This window comes from Saccharopolyspora galaxeae, from assembly GCF_016526145.1.
Taxonomy (GTDB): domain Bacteria; phylum Actinomycetota; class Actinomycetes; order Mycobacteriales; family Pseudonocardiaceae; genus Saccharopolyspora_C; species Saccharopolyspora_C galaxeae.
Genome location: NZ_JADDUE010000001.1, coordinates 192,247 through 208,399, shown reverse-complemented (window position 1 = coordinate 208,399; position 16,153 = coordinate 192,247). Strand labels below are relative to the sequence as shown.

Sequence of the window (16,153 nt, the reverse complement as noted above, 5' to 3'; positions counted from 1 at the left end):
CGCAGTTGTGCACACTTGTGGACAACTCGATCCACAGCTGTGCACAACCCGGCCCACAACCCCGTTCATCCACAGGCCGGACCTGTGGAAACGGGATTTGTCCACAACTTGTGGACGGCATGTTTCCGCTGGCGAAGCCGCACAGTGCGGAAAGCTGAAGGACGACTCGTCAACCGTTCACGTTCGCTTCGCCGAGCTGTCCACCGCCCGTTCCCGCGGAAGCGTCCGGAGACGTCTGGAACGGCACCGTCCACAGGTTGCGAGCTGATCGCGGGCGCCCTCCGACGGCGCCCGGGTCGATCAACAGAGCAGTGCTCAGCGGACTCAACCCACGGCGACCCGTCCGGCGCCGTGGCAGGTGATTCCCGCGCGGCGCAGCATGTCCGGGTCGAGGTGGTTGCGGGTGTCCACCACGACCGGCCCGGCCAGCAGCCCGGCCACGCGCGGCCACTCCAGCGCCCGGAATTGCGGCCACTCGGTCAGCACCACGAGCCCCGCCGATCCCTTCGCCGCCTCGTACGGGTCGTCGACCAGCGAAACCACGCCCTGCAGGCCCGGCTCGTCACCGCACAACCCCGGGTCGCAGGCCACCAGCTCCGCACCCCGCGCGGCCAGCAGCTCCGCGACCGCCAGCGCCGGAGAATCCCGCAGGTCGTCGGTGCCCGCCTTGAAAGTGAGCCCGAGCAGGCCCAGCCGCACCCCCTCCAGCGAGCGCCGCAAGCCTTCCCCGCACGCGTCGGCGACCTTGTCCACCACGCGCTCGCGCTGCCGCGCGTTCGAGTCGATCGCCGCGCCGAGCAGTTCGAACTCGAATCCCACCGACGAGGCGACCCGCATCATCGCCGCGGTGTCCTTCGGCAGGCACGAGCCGCCCCAGCCCGGCCCGGGCTGCAGGAAGGACTGCCCGATCCGCCGGTCGTAGCCCATGCCCTCGGTGACGTCGGAGATGTTCGCGCCGAGCCGCTCGCACAGCTCGGCCACCGCGTTCACGTAGGACAACTTGGTGGCCAGGAAGCAGTTCGCCGCGTACTTGACCAGTTCGGCGCTGGCGGCGTCGGTCAGCACGGTCGGCGCTCCGAGGCGCGCGTAGAGCGCGGCGACCCGCTCGGCGGCGTCCTGCGAGTCGGATCCGACGACGATCCGGTCGGGGTTGAGGAAGTCGTGCACCGCGGAACCTTCGCGCAGGAACTCCGGGTTGGACACGGTCGGCACGTCCGGTCGCCCGACCAGCTCGGCCACCCGCGCCGAGGTACCGACCGGCACGGTCGACTTGCACACCAGCACGCACCCGGTAGGCAGCGCGCAGGCGACCTCGGACACGACCGACTCCACCGCCGCCAGATCCGCCGCGCCGTCGGCCCCCATCGGAGTCGGCACGCACAGGAACACCACCTCGGCATCGACGACCGCACCCGCCGAACCGACCGCGAACTCCAGCCGCCCCGCCGCGATCCCCTCGGCGACAAGCTCGGCGAGCCCGGGTTCGAGGATCCCCACCTCACCGCGGGACAAGCGCGCCACCTTCGCCGCGTCCACATCGCTGCACACCACCCGATGCCCCAGCGACGCCAGACACGCCCCGGTGGTCAACCCGACGTAACCGGTTCCGACGACCACGATCCGGCGAGCGAACACGGTGCACCGACCTCCCAGCACGCGGCCCGGCCGGGAAACCCCAGGCCGGAAAGCTGATCCGATCGGATCGTGGCACAGTTCGACGCACCGGGAAGCCCTTTTGAAAACTGTTCACGCACTGCTGCCCGCACGGTGGCAACCCGGTATCCGGCCGTTCAACACCCCCCAGCACCGAATCCCGGTGCAGCAGGCGACCGATCAGTTCTTCGACCGCACCGAGTCCACGAACAGCTGGAACTGTGGCAGCAACCCGTCGATCTCCTCGGCCGGGGCAGTGAGCACCAGCCGCACCACAGCGCGATGCTGCGGCTGGTGCACATCAGGCATTTCCAAGTAAACCTGGCATTGCGTCAAGTCCTGCACCTCGTCACCGGTCATCGTGACGATCTTCAGCAACTGGGTGAGCCCGGGGGATTCCGCATCCCCCACTTCGGTCCGCTTCAGCACGGAAACCTGGGAACCGGCGTCCGCCAGCTGCTGCACCGACTCGTCGGCAATCGTCGGCAGCTCCACTTCATCCGAACGATGTTCGCCGTCGATCGTGATGTTGGTGGTGAAGCCGGGACCTTGCGAGGCCGTGCGCAGTGCGACGAAGGCGGCGCCCGGGGCGCCGACGTCGTCCGGGCGGGCAGGCGTCCAACCGTCCGGCAGCCGGAAGTTGAGCGGCACCGGCATCGACGTGACCATTTCGAACTCCATTCGGTGGTACAGGCGGGGCGGCCATGCGCTGTGGCGGTCAGGAGAGTCCGACGAAATCGCCGACGGCACCGGCGGCATCGCCAGCGGTTTTGGTGACCTTGGCCGGGTCGACGGTGACTTCGAACCCCAGTTTGCCGCCGAGCCCCGGGGCCAACCCCGCGTTTGCGCCGATCTCGAATTCCCCGTCCTCGTTCATGCCGAAATCAACTCCGGCTTCGGCGCCGGCACCGGCCCATCCCTCGGCATTGCCGGTCACACCGATACCGCCGACATCGGCGCTTCCTTCGACGCTACCCTTCGCGCCTGCGAACGCGTCGGCCTCCGCGGAAAGCCCGCCCTTGCCCAGCGTCGTGCTGGCGCCGGCGCGTGCACCTGCCATCCCTTCGGCCTTGCCGCCGACCGCCAGCGGACCAGCCTCGGCCTTGGTCTCCGCACTAGCTTTCGCCCCGAGCATCGCTTCGGCGGTTCCCGCGACGCCGTCTTTGCTGAAGGACGCGGACGCTGTGGCTTCGGCCAGCACGCCCGCTTCTGCCTTGCCGCTGAGTTTGAACAGGTCGTTGCTCACCGACCCCTCGGCACTGGCCTTGGCGAGTTCGGCATAGGCACGAATCTGCCCCAGCTGGCCTTTCGGTCCTGCTCCGGAGGCTGCGACCCCGGCGCCCGGCCCGCTGACCCCGGCCTTGCCGTCCGTTTTCCATGTACTGGTCACAGCATCGACAAGCGCACCGAGCGCGCCTTGTCCTGCACCCGGCCGACCGCCGACGGCGCCAGCGGTACGCATCCCCACCTCGTCGACCTGGTTGCGAGCCCGGTCGAGCTGTTCACGCGCTTCTTGCCGCAGCTTCTCTCCCGGGTCCGAGGAGGCACCCAGAACGCTCGACGGGCCACCCGCCGCTTCGTTCGCGTTAGCGCGTTCCATCGCCGCCTGGTGCGCTGCGGTGGCTTGCCCTGTCGCCACTTCGCCCTGCTCCCAGAGTTCAACGGCTTGAGCCGCCTGAGATTGTGCCCAGCGCAACGTGTGCGCGTACTCGATCAAGGCACGGCAAGCGTCTTCGACCGCATCGCTGCTCTTGAGCCATTTCGGCGGTTCCTTGCTGAAAGCAGTCGTGAACCCTTCGCTGGCCTCGCCCTTCCAGCTGCCGACATCGACCCGCTTCAACTCATCGCCGATGCCGGACAGCTTGTGTCCCTCGACGCGCAGTTCGCGGGCCTTCCCATCGATCGCGTCCGGTTCGCCCGGCACGAGCGCCTTCGGATCGGTGGTCTGCCCCAGTTCCGCCGCCATCAGACGCCCCCATCGGATTGCTGGATTGACTGCCGTGCCGCGTCGTCGCCCACCTCGTAAGTCCGCGCGGATTCGCGCAGCGAATCGCCCGCCGATTCCGCGGTCTGTTTCAGCACGTTCACCGAGGACTCCAGACCCGAGCAAAAGTCGCGGAAAGCCGCGCTCAGCGCGCCGTGCCCGAAATCCATTCCGTCGCGGCCGATCCGCGCGAATACTTCAGCATCGGATTCGCTCACCACTTCGGATATGTTCGACGCCAGCTTCCGCAATTCTTCGGGGCCCACATCGAAGCCTTCCCCCATGCGCAAATCCTCTTCTTTCAGAGCATACCCGGACCCCGTTCAAATTGACCGATTCCGGATACGCCTAACCTTCCCCCGGGGAACGACCCCGCAGCTCGTGAATATCCCGACGCGGACTACCGCTACCGCTGACCATCGTGTTGCTTCGGAACCAACGCGGAGCTTTTCGGGCCCGTCGATCCTCAGAGCTTTCCAAAGCTGACCGCACGCCAGGTCCAGCCGCACCCGATCACTGCGTCCTGCAATGGGTTCTTCAGCTCACCCGTGGAAAACTTGTAGTCCACGACCTTGTCGTATTCGCCTTTCTTATTGAAGGCGAACGTTTTCTGGAACGAAACCTCACGCTTCTGCCCACGATGCTTCTCCACAGAGCGGGACAGCTCCGGCACGCCGGATTTCCACTCGACCTGCCATTCCTCATCGACCGAGCGGACTTCGCACTGCTGCGGGTCGTATCGCATCAGCACCTTGAACGTCCTGGTGAGGCCGACTTTAGCGAAAAACGTGTACCAGTCGGCATCAACGATGCGCCACTCCGCTACCAGGTCGACCGACTCCGCCGAGCCGTCCCGGACCAGGTACGGCGCGGCCGGATCGTTCACCGTCAGCAGCGCCTCGTGCACCTCGTGCACGGGACGCGGTTGCACGCCGGTCCCCGGTCGCTTCGTGCCGGTGAGCCAATCGAACATCCCCATAGTCGGGTGCATCCCTCCGCAAGACTGGTCGACTTCGGGCGGAACGCTAGCAGGGATCTGCCCGCAGAAATGGCAACTTTGCGGAACTATCCGAGGTGGGGTCGACCCAAGGCGACCAGTACTGGAAAGCAGGCTCGCAGTACCGTTCGGTGCGCACCGATCGACTAGGAGGATTCCCATGCAGATCAGCGGTACCGCGGCGATCGTGACCGGCGCGGCATCGGGGCTCGGGGCGGCGACGGCGCGGGCGCTCGCCGAGCGGGGAGCGCGCGTGTTCGGCATCGACCTGCCGGACACCGTGGGCAAGGCGCCGCTCGTGGACGGCGTGACCTACAGCGGCGCGGACGTCACCGACCCCGAGCAGGTGCAGACCGCGGTCGAGCAGGCCGCCGGTGCGAGCGTGCCGCTGCGGATCGTGGTCAACTGCGCGGGCATCGGGCCGTCCGCGCGGATCAGCGGCAAGCAGGGGCCGCACGACCTGGACATGTTCCGCAAGGTTCTCGAGGTCAACCTGCTCGGCACGTTCAACGTGCTGCGGCTGGCCGCGCCGGCGATCCGCGCCACCGAAGCTGACCAGGAAGGTCAGCGCGGGGTGGTGGTGAACACCGCCTCCGTCGCCGCCTACGACGGCCAGATCGGCCAAGCCGCCTACGCAGCGTCCAAGGGCGGAGTGGCCAGCCTGACGCTGCCCGCCGCGCGGGACCTCGCCTCCTCCGGGATCCGGGTGATGACCATCGCCCCCGGCATCGTGGACACCCCGATGCTGGCCACGGTCAGCGAGGAGTACCGCAGCGGGCTCGCCGAAGGCGTGCCGTTCCCGAAGCGGCTGGCCGTGCCCGGCGACTACGCGCTGCTGGCGACGAACATCATCGAGCACGACTACCTCAACGGCGAGGTCGTGCGCATGGACGGAGGGCTGCGAATGGCGCCAAAATGATCGCCAAAGCGGTCACGGCGCTGAAGGGACTCGGCGATGAGCTCGATGAATGCCGTCCAGTACACCGAAGTCGGCGGAAAGCCGCAGGTGGTCGAGATTCCGATCCCGCAGCCGGGCCCCGGGCAGGTGCTGCTGCGCGTGCTCGCCGCGGGCATGTGCCACTCGGACATCACGGTGATGAGCTGGCCGGCGGAAGACCTCCCGTACCCGATGCCGCTGACGCTGGGCCACGAAGGCGTCGGCGAGATCGCCGCGCTCGGGCCCGGGGTCCGCACGTTGTCCGAGGGCGACCAGGTCGCGGTGTACGGCCCGTGGGGCTGCGGGGCGTGCCACAAGTGCGCCGCGGGCAAGGAGAACTACTGCCCGCGGGCCGCCGACCTCGGCATCATGCCGCCGGGCCTCGGTTCGCCCGGGGCGATGGCCGAGTACATGCTCGTCGACGACCCGCGGCACGTCGTGCCGCTGCGCGGGTTGGACCCGGTGGCTGCGGCGCCGCTGACCGACGCAGGGCTCACCCCGTACCACGCGATCAAGCGCTCGCTGCCGAAGCTGGTCGCGGGCAGCACCGCGGTCGTCATCGGCACCGGCGGCCTGGGGCACCTGGGCGTGCAGATGCTGCGCGAGATGACTCCGGCGCAGGTCATCGCACTGGACGTCGCGGACAGCGCGTTGCAGCTAGCGAGCGAGGTCGGCGCGCACCACGCATTGCGCTCGGACGAGTCGGCACCGGCGAAGGTGCTGGAGCTGACCGGCGGACTCGGCGCCGAGGTCGTCCTCGACTTCGTCGGTGCCGAACCCACCGTGCAGATCGCCAGCCGCTGCGTCGCAGTGGAAGGCGACGTCACGATCGTCGGCGTCGCAGGCGGGCGGCTGCAGGTGGGGTTCGGTTCGCCGCCGTTCGAGGTGTCGGTCGCCGCGCCGTACTGGGGCGCCCGCGACGAGCTGATCGAGGTGCTGGAAATGGCGCGTTCCGGCGCGCTGACCGTGCACACCGAGACCTACGGCATCGACGAGGCGCCGCTGGCGTACGAGCGGCTGCACCGCGGGGAGATCACCGGCCGCGCCGTGATCGTGCCCTGAGCAACTCGTTTTGCCCAGGTCGTCGCTCGGCAGTGCCGAACGCAGGTTCCGAGACGGGCACTGACGAACCAGCTCACAGATCCTCGGCGTACGGGACCTGCTCCGCGGCGGTGGAGGTCATCCAGCGCCGGATCGTCCACGTGGCCCGCACGTCGTCCTCGTTGTACTCCAGCAGGCGACGGCGCTGCGACAGCACCGGTGCGTAGCCGTCCAGGCCCACCGCGTCGCGATACCAGCGCATCGAGTTCTCGCCGCCGGCCTCGTCGTCGCGCCAGTGGAACCCGGCGCTCGGCGCGATCACCTTCAAGCCCTTGCCGTGCGGGCACAGGAACTGGTCGCGGACCGCCGCGAACAGGTCGACCCACTCGTCCGAACCGATGAACTCGCGGACCCGGGCCACCTCGGGAATACCGGGCTTGCCCGCGAACCGTTCCGCCGAGGACAGCATCCACCGGTTCTCGGCCAGCTCGTTGTAGCAGTACGCGCGGAACGTGAGCCCTCGCGCGTGCGCCTTCGCGCGCAGCTCGGTGAACCAGGTCCAGAACTCGGCGAAGGACCGCGCCTCGTCGTCGGACGGCAGCGGATCCCAGGTCACGAACGCGCGGTAGCCCGGTGCTTCGCCGATGTCCGTGCCGGACAACCAGCAGCCCCACATGTAGGCGCCGGAGTCGGCGTAGCTCTCCATGTCCACGTCGACCTCGACGTCGGCGCGCGGCACCGCCAGCCGCCGCACCCGGCGCACCAGCGGCAGCTCCCGCAGCCACGCCTTGGCCAGCAGCACCGCGTCGGCGCCGCGGCCCGGCGACAGCTGCACCTCCGGCAGCCGTTCCGCGGGCAGCGCGGCGAGCTCGTCGACGGTGCCGACCCCGGCATCCCGCATCGCCGTCGCTTCTTCGCCGCGCACGACGAGGCTCACGTCGCGCCGCTCGCGCAGCTCGGTTTCGCAGGTGGGCCACCAGGGGCAGCCCTTGCACTCGGTGATCCGGGACGGCTGCGCCAGCGGCTCGGCGCCCGCGGCGGCCGCGGTGGCGACGTCGAGCCGGTCGGCGAACCGCGCGTCGTACTCGGTGAGCGCGGTGCGCCCGCCCGGCCAGTTCGGCGCCCGCAGGTCGTGCCAGACGACCACGTCCGCCTCGACACCGATGACGCCGCCGACAGGATCGTCGGCCGCCATCCCGCACGCCTCGAGCAACCGCCGCACGTGCACCAGCCGGAGCTGGTCGCGCGGCTGCGAACGCACCTTGCGGTCCGGGTCGGGACGCGCCGCGGCAGGCGTCGGATCGCTCAGCGGTGCGGTGCGCGCGCCGTTGCCCGGATCGGCGGTCTTGTGCCGCACCACCAGCACCGGGACGTAGCCGACGCCGCTGCGCACGAGCAGGTCGATGGCGCCGAGACGACCGCCGTCCGGATCCGCGGGCAGCTGGGCGCCGGAGATGAACCGGGTGCCCGCGCGCATCGCCTCCGCGGTGGCACGCTCCCGCTCGCGGCGGGTGCCTTCCCGCGAGACCGCGACCCACTGCTCGCCGAGCAAGGCGGCCAGCTGCCCGGCAACCGCGCGGCGGTGCTCGGCGGCGTCCGCGATGCGCTGCTCGACGCCCGCGTCCATCGGGGCTTTCGGCAGGTCACGAGCAGCCGGGTCGTTCTCCAGGTGCACCCGCCTGCGGCAGCGAGTCACCACGCCCGCGTCCAGCTGCACCCCGTCATCCACGTCCAGCAGCGTAGGCCGTGCCCCCGACAATCGCGCCCATCACCCCGGTGACGCAGCACGTCGATCGAGTACGCAGCGTGTTCACCCCGGCTCCGGCTCCCCCGCTCGGTCAATCTGCGCGGGCGGCGGCGAACGCACACACTCCTTACCGTGATCCGCGAACGCGAGGACCACCGGCGAGAGCAGGAGGCGGCGATGACCCGAAAGACCGAGGACCGAGCGGAAGCCATCGAGCCGGCCACCACGCGCTGGGTGGTCCACGACGCCAAACGCGCCGCGAAGCTGGAAGCGAAGGCGAGCAAGCGGGAACAGCGGGCGGCCAAGCAGGACACGAAGATCGCGAAGCAGGCCACCAAGGCCGTGCACGACGACAACAAAACCGCTGACAAGAAGGCCAAACGCGAGACGAAGGCCGCGGAGAAGAAGGCCAAGCGGGAGGCGAAGGCCGTCGCGAAGGGCGAGCACGGCAGGCTCACCCCGGGCAACGCGAAGAAGCTGGTCGGTGTCGTACGGGTGCTCGGACCGGCCGTCGCACCGTACGCGCGGCAGGCGTTCGGCATGGCCCGCGACGGCTACGAGCGGGCGCGCGCCCGCAGGCTCGGCATCGACGCGGCCGATGCCGGCCGCTTCACCGGCAGAGGCGCCGGGCTGCAAGCCCGGATCGCAGGCGACACCGACGCGCTGCGCGAGCTGCGCACCGGCCGGTCGGCCGAGGACGGCAGCACCACCGAGCAGTTCGCCGAGCGGGCCGAAGCCCGCCTGGGCCAGCTGGCCGGCGCCGTGCGCGCCGCCGAGCGGATGCCCGCGCAACGCCGCCGGGCGGCGCATCGGGCGGTGACCGGCGAACTCGACCGCATCGAGGACGACCTGCTCAACCGCCTCGGCATCTAGTGTTCATAGCCGGATCGGACCGGCAATAGCGACAAGCTCCGGGCAGATGCCACTCCGGCGTCGGTCAGGCGGGGCGGATTCCCGGTTAGCACAGGCCTGCCTGGATAGTCATCGATCTTTGCCGCAGAGCGCGGTGCGAAGGTGTTCGGATCGGTCTGCTTGAACTGATCTCGAATATCTTCCGCCCGTCTCCCGGATGCCACCCTGGATGTGGCCGTGTGTCCGCCTACCTCAAGTGCACCAGCACCATCCCGTCGTTGCCGGGGGCCACCTCCACACTCCGGTACAGCTTCTTGATGTGGGGCTGCTTCAGCATCGCGAGAACGCGCTTCTTGAGCTTGCCGGCACCCTTGCCCGGAATGATCTCGACGAGCGGCACGTTCTCGCCGGCCGCACGGAAGATCCCGTTGCGCACTGCGTTGTCGATGTCCCTGTCGCTGCGGAAGATCGGGTGAAGATCCACGGTCAGCTTCTCCGGCATCGCGTTCTCCCAGGTGTGATTACCGACTTGGCTCGCGCTGGACCCAAGCACGATGCGGGCGACACCCCAAGCCTCGTGCGCAGGTTTGAGCACGAATGGGCGCGGCATGCGCCCGCAAGGGCCATCGATCCTCCGACGCCGCCACCCACCGAGCAAAGCCGAGTGCCATCGCGGTCTCGATTCCGGACGTGCTCGTCCAGGGACATTGCGAAAGCGGTTTTGCCCAGCGGGGGCGTTTACCCAGCCCGAGCGGCGACGACGGGCCGCCGGCCCCGCCCGGAATGGTCAGGCGGCGTTGTTCGGCAAGGTCACGAAACCGTGCTTGACCATCCAGTCCCTGGCCACGTCGGCCGGGTCCCGGCCGTCGACGTCGACGCCCGCGTTGAGCTCCATCAGCTCGGCGTTGTTCAACCGGTCCGAGATCGGCTGGAACACCTGCTGCAACTGCGGATACCGCTGCAGCATCCCGGCCCGCACCGTGACCCCGAGGTTGTAGCGCGGGAAGAACCCCTTGTCGTCGGTCAGCACCTTCAGGTCCAGCGAGCGGATCCGCCCGTCGGTCGTGAACACCTCGCCGAAGTTGCAGGTGTTGCCCGACGCGGTCGCCGCGTAGATGGTGCCGGTGTTCAGCGTCTCCACCCGGGACGGGTCCACCTCGAAACCGTAGGTCTGCGAAACCCCGGGCAGGCCGTCGTTGCGGCTGGCGAACTCGGTCTCCACGCAGAAGCTCAGCTCCTGCGGCCGCTCGGCGCCCAGCCGCTTGAGGTCGGAGAAGGTCTCCACCCCGAGCCGCCGCGCGTTCTGCTGGTTCAACGCGAACGAGTAGGTGTTGTCCGCCTGCAACGCCAAGGCGAACCAGGCGACCCCGTTGCGCTCGAGGTCCATCTTGCGCACGGCCTCGTACTGGGCGATCGGATCCGGGATCGGCTCGGTGTTGCCGTTGTAGCTGATCCAGGACGCGCCGGTGTACTCCCACAGCACGTCGATCTGGTTGCTGACCAGTGCGTTGCGGGCGCTGGCCGAGCCGGTGATGTTGCTCAGGTCGCGCACCTCGGCGCCTGCGGCCAGCAGCGCGAACTCGGCCAGGTAGGCGAGCACGATCTGCTCGGTGAAGTCCTTCGAGCCGACCGTGAACCGCACGCCCTCCAGCTCCGGGACCGGCCGGATCGAGCCCGGCTCGACCCGCAGCGGCACCGACGAGCCGGAGCTGAGCCCGCAACCGCTCAGCGCCGCGCCCGCCGCCGCGGCCGAGGCGAGTTTCAACGCGCTCCGCCGGGACATCCGTGTGTTCATCGCAGTCCCTTCGGAGACAGGTACTGCTCGGCGACGCCGCCGAGCCAGTCCACCAGCAGCGCCAGCGCCATCGCGAGCACCGCGCCGACCGACAGCACCGTCCAGTTGCTGAGCTTGTAACCGGTGTCGATCAGCTCCCCGACACCGCCCGCGCCGACGAACCACGCCAGCGAGGCGGTCCCGACGGCCAGCACCAGCGCGGTGCGCAGCCCGGCGAGGATGAACGGCACCGACAGCGGCAGTTCGATCCGCAGCAGCACCTTCGTCCCGGACATGCCGATGCCCCGGCCCGCGTCGATCAGCGCCGGATCCACCTGCTGCAGCCCGACGAGCGTGTTGCGCAGCACCGGCAGCAGGGCGTAGACGGCGATCGGCAACGTGGCGATCCAGAAACCGGTGGTGCCGTTGGTGAGCAGGAAGAACAGCACCAGCAGGCCGACCGACGGGGCTGCCTGGCCGACGTTCGCGATGCCGATCACGATCGGGCTCAGCCGCCGCGCCCAGGAACGGCTCAGCAGCACGCCCAGCGGGACCGCCAGCAGCACCACGATCAGCGCCACGGCCAGGCTGATCAGGAAGTGCTGCCAGGTCAGCGTCAGCAACGCGGACGCGGTGATGTTCCGCGAAGTGATCACGTTGTCCCGGTGCGCGTACGCGACGCCGAGCACCACCGCGACCAGCACCGCGGCCACGATCGGCTGGGCGAACAGCCGCAGCCGTTCCGCTCCGCGCGATCCGGAGTCCGAGGAGTAGGCGCTGGTCATGACCGCGCCTCGGCATCCGCGGCACCGGCGTCGGCGGCACCGGCGTCGCCGGTGTCCGCGGCCGCGGCGTCGCCGGTGTCCGCACCGCTGTCCGCGTGTTCCTCGCGCAGCGATTTGATCGTGGTCATCACCGTGTCGATGTCGACCACGCCGATGTACTCCCCGCGCGAGCCGGTGACCACCGCGACCCCGTCGTCGTCGGTCAGGATCGCTTCCAGCGCGTCCTGCAACGTGGAGGCGGGCGAGACGCTGTCCTCCACCGGGCGCCCGGCCCGCGACAGCGTGGACACCGCACCGGCTTCGCGGGCGGTGGTCCAGCGCAGCGGCCGCTTCCGGCGGTCCAGCACCAATCCGATCGCGCCGCGCCGGGTGCCCAGCCGGTCCCGCAGCACGCCGGGTTCCTCGTCGACCGCGGCGGTCGGCACCTGGCCGAGTTCGATCTCGCGGACCCGGCGCAGCGTGAGCTGCTTGAGCGCGGCGCCCGCCCCGACGAACCCGGCGACCGTGTCGTCGGCGGGGTTGGCCAGGATCGCGTCCGGCGTGTCGTACTGCAGGATCTTGGACTGGTCACCGAGCACCGCGATCCGGTCGCCCAGCTTCACGGCCTCGTCGAAGTCGTGCGTGACGAACACGATCGTCTTGCCCAGGTCGGCCTGCAGCCGCATCAGCTCGTCCTGCAGCACCCCGCGGGTGATCGGGTCCACCGCTCCGAACGGCTCGTCCATCAGCAGCACCGGCGGATCCGCGGCTAACGCGCGGGCCACCCCGACGCGCTGCGCCTGGCCGCCGGAGAGCTGGCGCGGGTAGCGCTTGCGGTACTCCGCCGGGTCCAGCCCGACCAGGTCCAGCATCTCGTCCACGCGCTCGCCGGTCCGCTGCTTGCTCCACCCGACCAGGCCCGGCACCATGCCGACGTTCTCGCCGACGGTCATGTGCGGGAACAGCCCGGCCTGCTGGATCGAGTAGCCGATCTCGCGGCGCAACTTGTCCGGGTCCAGGTTCAGCACGTCCTGGCCGCCGATGGTGATCCGCCCGGAGCTGGGCTCGATCAACCGGTTGATCATCCGCATGGTGGTGGTCTTGCCGCTGCCGGACGGACCGACCAGCACCACCGTCTCGCCAGCCGGAATGGTCATCGTGACCGATTCGACCGCGGCGAGCTTCTGACCCGGATAACGCTTGGAGACCTCCTCCAGGCGGATCTCCACCCCGTGTCCGTTGCCGGAGTCGTCGGAGCCGGGCACTTCGTTGTCAGCCACGAATACCTCTCGAAGTCGTCAGGCGCCCGAGCAGCACGAACACCCCGTCCAGCAGCAGCGCCAGCACGATCACGCCGAGCGTGCCCGCGAGCGCCATGTTCAGCGCGTTGGCGCTGCCCAGCCCGGACAGCCCGCTGAAGATCAGGTTTCCGAGCCCGGGTCCCTTGGCGTAGGCGGCGATGGCCGCGATGCCCATCAGCATCTGCGTGCTGACCCGCATCCCGGCGAGGATCCCCGGCCATGCCAACGCCAGTTCGACCCTGGTCAGCACCCGCAGCCGGTTCATGCCGATGCCGCGGGCGGCGTCCAGCACGGGCTGGTCCACCGACGACAGCCCGACGATGGTGTTGCGCACGATCGGCAGCAGCGCGTACAGCACCAAGGTCACCACCGACGGCGCGACGCCCAGCCCGAGAACCGGGATGAGCAGCCCGAACAGGGCGAACGACGGCACGGTCAGCACCGCGCTGGAAAGGGCGGTGGCCACCGCCGCCCCGGCGGGGCTGCGGTAGACCGCAACCCCGACCAGGACGCCGACGATGGTCGCCAGCAGGATGCACTGCACCACCATGCTGGCGTGCTGGTAGGAATCGACCAGCAGTTGCTGCCACCTGGAGGCGACGTAGTCCAGGAAACTCACGAACCGTTCTTCTCCGAATTCCCGGCGTCGCCGCTTTCCTCGCCCTCGTCCTCGGCGGGCGTGGTGACCAGCTGGAAGTCACCCTCGTGCTCCTCGGTGCCCGCGATGACCGCCTGCTCGAGGACCTCAGCGCCCTTCTCGTCGCGCAGCGTGATCGGGTCGCTGCGCAGGTCCTTGGTGAGGGCGACGCACAGGAACACCATGACGATCGCGAACGGCAGCGCGCCCATGAACGTGAGGTTCTGGATGCCTTCCAACGCGTTGTTCCCGCCGATCACCAGCATGATCGCGGCGACCGCACCGGTGGCGGCACCCCAGAAGATGACCACCCAGCGGCTGGGCTCGATCGAACCCCGCTGCGAGAGCGTGCCCATCACGACCGAGGCGGCGTCGGCACCGGAGACGAAGAAGATCGCCACCAGCACCATGACCAGCACCGAAGTGATCACGGACAACGGCATGTTCTCCAGCACGGAGAAGGTCTGCGCCTCGGCCTCACCGCTGCCGGCCGGGTTCTGCCCGGCCTGCTGGCTGCCGATGGCCGCGCCACCGAAGATGGCGAACCACACGAGGCTGACCACGCTGGGCACCAGCATCACGCCGCCGATGAACTGCCGGATCGTGCGGCCGCGGCTGATCCGCGCGATGAACATCCCGACGAACGGCGTCCAGGAGATCCACCACGCCCAGTAGAAGATCGTCCAAGTGGACAGCCACTCGTGCATCTCGCCGCCGCCGGTCGCTCCGGCGCGGGAGGCCATGTCGCCGAAGTCGCTGATGTACGCGCCCAGCGAGGTCGGCAGCAGGTTCAGGATCAGCACGGTCGGGCCGACGACGAACACGAAGATCGCCAGCAGCGCGGCGAGCACCATGTTGATGTTCGACAGCCACTGGATGCCCTTGGCGACACCGGACACCGCGGAGAGGATGAAGCAGATCGTCAGCACGACGATGATCCCCACGAGCAGGATCTTGCTCGTCGCGCCGATCCACCCGGCGGCCTGCATCCCCGCCTGGATCTGCAGGGTGCCCAGGCCCAGCGATGCCGCGGAGCCGAACAGCGTCGCGAACAGCGCGAGGATGTCGATCAGCCTGCCGAGCGGGCCTTCGGCGTTGCGCTTGCCGATCAGCGGCAGGAACACCGCGCTGATCAGCTGCTTGCGGCCGCGGCGGAAGCTGCTGTAGGCGATGGCGAGGCCGACCACCGCGTAGATCGCCCACGGGTGCAACGTCCAGTGGAACAGCGAAGTCGCCATCGCGGTGTTCACCGCGGGGTCGGACTCCGGCGCCACCGTTCCCGGCGGTGGTTCGGTGAAGTGCGACAACGGCTCGCTGACGCCGTAGAACATCAGGCCGATGCCCATGCCGGCGCTGAACATCATCGCGATCCAGGACACCGTCCTGAACTCCGGCTTCTCGCCGTCCTCCCCCAGCGGGATGCGCCCGTACCGGCTGAACGCCAGGAACAGCGCGAAGATGACGAAACCGGTCGCGGCCAGCACGAAGCCCCAGCCGATGTTGAGCACCAGCCAGTCCAGCGCGGCGTCCGCGAAGGCCTTCAGCGAATTGGTGCTCAGCGCACCCCAGGCCACCAGGATGAACATGATGGCCGCGGTGGTGCCGAAGACGACCCAGTCGGTCCTCGGCTTCTCGATGAACTGGGACTGTCCGGATAGCTCCGGTGGATGGCTCGATGCGGCCGAGCCACCCCTTCCTTGATCTGTTTCAGTAGACACAGGTACCGGCGCCCACTCGCGACGCCCCCTCCTCTCCGTCCTCATGTCACGACCGCCGGGACCTATTCAGCTGTCACAACCTGCTCGTACAGGAACTGGTTCCGGCCGTCTGCAACCCGTAAACCGTGACCCATTCGGCGGATCAAGGCAAGCACGCCTGCGCTGAGCGTGGCCGAACCGACATCTAGACTCGGCCGCCGTGGCGACCAATTCCGGCCATGCACGAGGCGCTCGGCGCCGGCTGCGCAGTCCGGTCCCGGCCGCCGCCACGGAGTCACTGTCCGTAGCAACGCACCCGGCCTCCGGTGGCTCAACTCCCGGCCCCGGGAGCCCCACCGTGATCGCTGTTCTGTTCGCCGCCGCCGGTTCGGCGCTCGCCCGTCGCAGGCGACGGGTATTTCGCATTGTAGGTGCACTGGGAGCCAGGCGGCTCGCATTTCGGGTATTTCTCCAGGCAGCGGGGGATCCTCCGGGAACGCGCGAAGCGCCCGGCACGGCCTCCGCGTCCTCGATCCACGCCCCGTCGGTGCTGCGAGCCACGGCGCGCAGGCATCCGGATCATCCTGCACGCTTCGTAGCCGATGGAACCTTAGTCTTCACCCGTCCGAGAGAAAAGCCCTCGCCGTTACGATCGGTGACATCGTGGCGGACGTGCCGCGTGCCCACCGAGAACTTTCGTTTGCTCGGGCAATTGATCCACCCGAGAATTCACGCTTCGCGCGGCCCTCCGAACCCGCGGGCGGAATTC

General features: G+C 69.1%; 15 protein-coding genes. 3 read left to right on the top strand and 12 right to left on the bottom strand.

Features of this window, described 5'->3' with window-relative positions:
- Nucleotides 1–324: 324 nt before the first annotated feature.
- From INP57_RS00920 to INP57_RS00900, 5 genes are all read right to left on the bottom strand, one after another.
- The gene (locus tag INP57_RS00920; RefSeq protein WP_200068081.1) at nt 325–1,635 is read right to left on the bottom strand and encodes a UDP-glucose dehydrogenase family protein; all 1,311 of its coding nucleotides are present in this window, start codon (nt 1,633–1,635) and stop codon (nt 325–327) included.
- 198 nt (nt 1,636–1,833) lie between these two features.
- Nucleotides 1,834–2,322, bottom strand: coding sequence for a hypothetical protein (locus INP57_RS00915; RefSeq protein ID WP_200068080.1), 489 nt, complete (start codon nt 2,320–2,322; stop codon nt 1,834–1,836).
- 49 nt (nt 2,323–2,371) lie between these two features.
- Nucleotides 2,372–3,619, bottom strand: coding sequence for a putative T7SS-secreted protein (locus INP57_RS00910; protein ID WP_200068079.1), 1,248 nt, complete (start codon nt 3,617–3,619; stop codon nt 2,372–2,374).
- Nucleotides 3,619–3,921 carry a type VII secretion target gene (locus INP57_RS00905; protein ID WP_200068078.1) on the bottom strand — a complete coding sequence of 101 codons (303 nt, stop codon included), beginning with the start codon at nt 3,919–3,921 and terminating at the stop codon, nt 3,619–3,621. The genes INP57_RS00910 and INP57_RS00905 overlap by 1 nt, the downstream gene beginning before the upstream one ends.
- A gap of 182 nt (nt 3,922–4,103) precedes the next feature.
- A complete protein-coding gene (locus INP57_RS00900; RefSeq protein WP_200068077.1) occupies nt 4,104–4,616 on the bottom strand; it encodes a hypothetical protein in 513 nt (170 codons plus the stop codon).
- Nucleotides 4,617–4,794: 178 nt separating this feature from the next.
- Here INP57_RS00900 and INP57_RS00895 point away from each other — a divergent pair, with 178 nt between their 5' ends.
- A complete protein-coding gene (locus INP57_RS00895; protein ID WP_200068076.1) occupies nt 4,795–5,553 on the top strand; it encodes an SDR family NAD(P)-dependent oxidoreductase in 759 nt (252 codons plus the stop codon).
- Between the two features lie 36 nt (nt 5,554–5,589).
- Nucleotides 5,590–6,633: an NAD(P)-dependent alcohol dehydrogenase gene (locus tag INP57_RS00890; RefSeq protein ID WP_307849834.1), complete on the top strand. Its 1,044-nt coding sequence runs from the start codon at nt 5,590–5,592 to the stop codon at nt 6,631–6,633.
- Nucleotides 6,634–6,706: 73 nt separating this feature from the next.
- Here INP57_RS00890 and INP57_RS00885 read toward each other — a convergent pair whose 3' ends face one another.
- Complete coding sequence (locus INP57_RS00885) at nt 6,707–8,341, bottom strand: TM0106 family RecB-like putative nuclease (protein ID WP_200068075.1); 1,635 nt, start codon at nt 8,339–8,341, stop codon at nt 6,707–6,709.
- 195 nt (nt 8,342–8,536) lie between these two features.
- Between INP57_RS00885 and INP57_RS00880 the strand changes: the two genes are divergently transcribed.
- Nucleotides 8,537–9,232 carry a DUF6474 family protein gene (locus INP57_RS00880; protein ID WP_233626554.1) on the top strand — a complete coding sequence of 232 codons (696 nt, stop codon included), beginning with the start codon at nt 8,537–8,539 and terminating at the stop codon, nt 9,230–9,232.
- Nucleotides 9,233–9,458: 226 nt separating this feature from the next.
- On the opposite strand, the gene INP57_RS00875 is transcribed toward INP57_RS00880, so the two are convergent.
- The 6 genes from INP57_RS00875 to INP57_RS00850 all read right to left on the bottom strand — a co-directional run bounded on the left by INP57_RS00875 (nt 9,459) and on the right by INP57_RS00850 (nt 15,450).
- A complete protein-coding gene (locus tag INP57_RS00875; RefSeq protein ID WP_200068074.1) occupies nt 9,459–9,713 on the bottom strand; it encodes a Smr/MutS family protein in 255 nt (84 codons plus the stop codon).
- 285 nt (nt 9,714–9,998) lie between these two features.
- Complete coding sequence (locus tag INP57_RS00870; RefSeq protein ID WP_233626552.1) at nt 9,999–11,006, bottom strand: glycine betaine ABC transporter substrate-binding protein; 1,008 nt, start codon at nt 11,004–11,006, stop codon at nt 9,999–10,001.
- Entirely contained in the window at nt 11,003–11,770 is a 768-nt protein-coding gene (locus INP57_RS00865; RefSeq protein WP_200068073.1) for an ABC transporter permease, read from the bottom strand. The genes INP57_RS00870 and INP57_RS00865 overlap by 4 nt, the downstream gene beginning before the upstream one ends.
- A complete protein-coding gene (locus INP57_RS00860; RefSeq protein WP_307849833.1) occupies nt 11,767–13,029 on the bottom strand; it encodes an ABC transporter ATP-binding protein in 1,263 nt (420 codons plus the stop codon). The genes INP57_RS00865 and INP57_RS00860 overlap by 4 nt, the downstream gene beginning before the upstream one ends.
- Nucleotides 13,022–13,669: an ABC transporter permease gene (locus INP57_RS00855; RefSeq protein WP_200068072.1), complete on the bottom strand. Its 648-nt coding sequence runs from the start codon at nt 13,667–13,669 to the stop codon at nt 13,022–13,024. Before INP57_RS00855 ends, INP57_RS00860 begins: the two co-directional genes overlap by 8 nt.
- Nucleotides 13,666–15,450 carry a BCCT family transporter gene (locus INP57_RS00850; RefSeq protein WP_200068071.1) on the bottom strand — a complete coding sequence of 595 codons (1,785 nt, stop codon included), beginning with the start codon at nt 15,448–15,450 and terminating at the stop codon, nt 13,666–13,668. The genes INP57_RS00855 and INP57_RS00850 overlap by 4 nt, the downstream gene beginning before the upstream one ends.
- Nucleotides 15,451–16,153 lie beyond the last annotated feature (703 nt).

Excerpts from the sequence above, each read along its gene's own strand:
- INP57_RS00915 (WP_200068080.1), bottom strand. The coding sequence starts at position 2,322 with ATGGTCACGTCGATGCCGGTGCCGCTCAACTTCCGGCTGCCGGACGGT.
- INP57_RS00910 (WP_200068079.1), bottom strand. The coding sequence starts at position 3,619 with ATGGCGGCGGAACTGGGGCAGACCACCGATCCGAAGGCGCTCGTGCCG.
- INP57_RS00905 (WP_200068078.1), bottom strand. The coding sequence starts at position 3,921 with ATGGGGGAAGGCTTCGATGTGGGCCCCGAAGAATTGCGGAAGCTGGCG.
- INP57_RS00900 (WP_200068077.1), bottom strand. The coding sequence starts at position 4,616 with ATGGGGATGTTCGATTGGCTCACCGGCACGAAGCGACCGGGGACCGGC.
- INP57_RS00895 (WP_200068076.1), top strand. The coding sequence starts at position 4,795 with ATGCAGATCAGCGGTACCGCGGCGATCGTGACCGGCGCGGCATCGGGG.
- INP57_RS00890 (WP_307849834.1), top strand. The coding sequence starts at position 5,590 with ATGAGCTCGATGAATGCCGTCCAGTACACCGAAGTCGGCGGAAAGCCG.
- INP57_RS00880 (WP_233626554.1), top strand. The coding sequence starts at position 8,537 with ATGACCCGAAAGACCGAGGACCGAGCGGAAGCCATCGAGCCGGCCACC.
- INP57_RS00875 (WP_200068074.1), bottom strand. The coding sequence starts at position 9,713 with ATGCCGGAGAAGCTGACCGTGGATCTTCACCCGATCTTCCGCAGCGAC.
- INP57_RS00870 (WP_233626552.1), bottom strand. The coding sequence starts at position 11,006 with ATGAACACACGGATGTCCCGGCGGAGCGCGTTGAAACTCGCCTCGGCC.
- INP57_RS00865 (WP_200068073.1), bottom strand. The coding sequence starts at position 11,770 with ATGACCAGCGCCTACTCCTCGGACTCCGGATCGCGCGGAGCGGAACGG.
- INP57_RS00850 (WP_200068071.1), bottom strand. The coding sequence starts at position 15,450 with ATGAGGACGGAGAGGAGGGGGCGTCGCGAGTGGGCGCCGGTACCTGTG.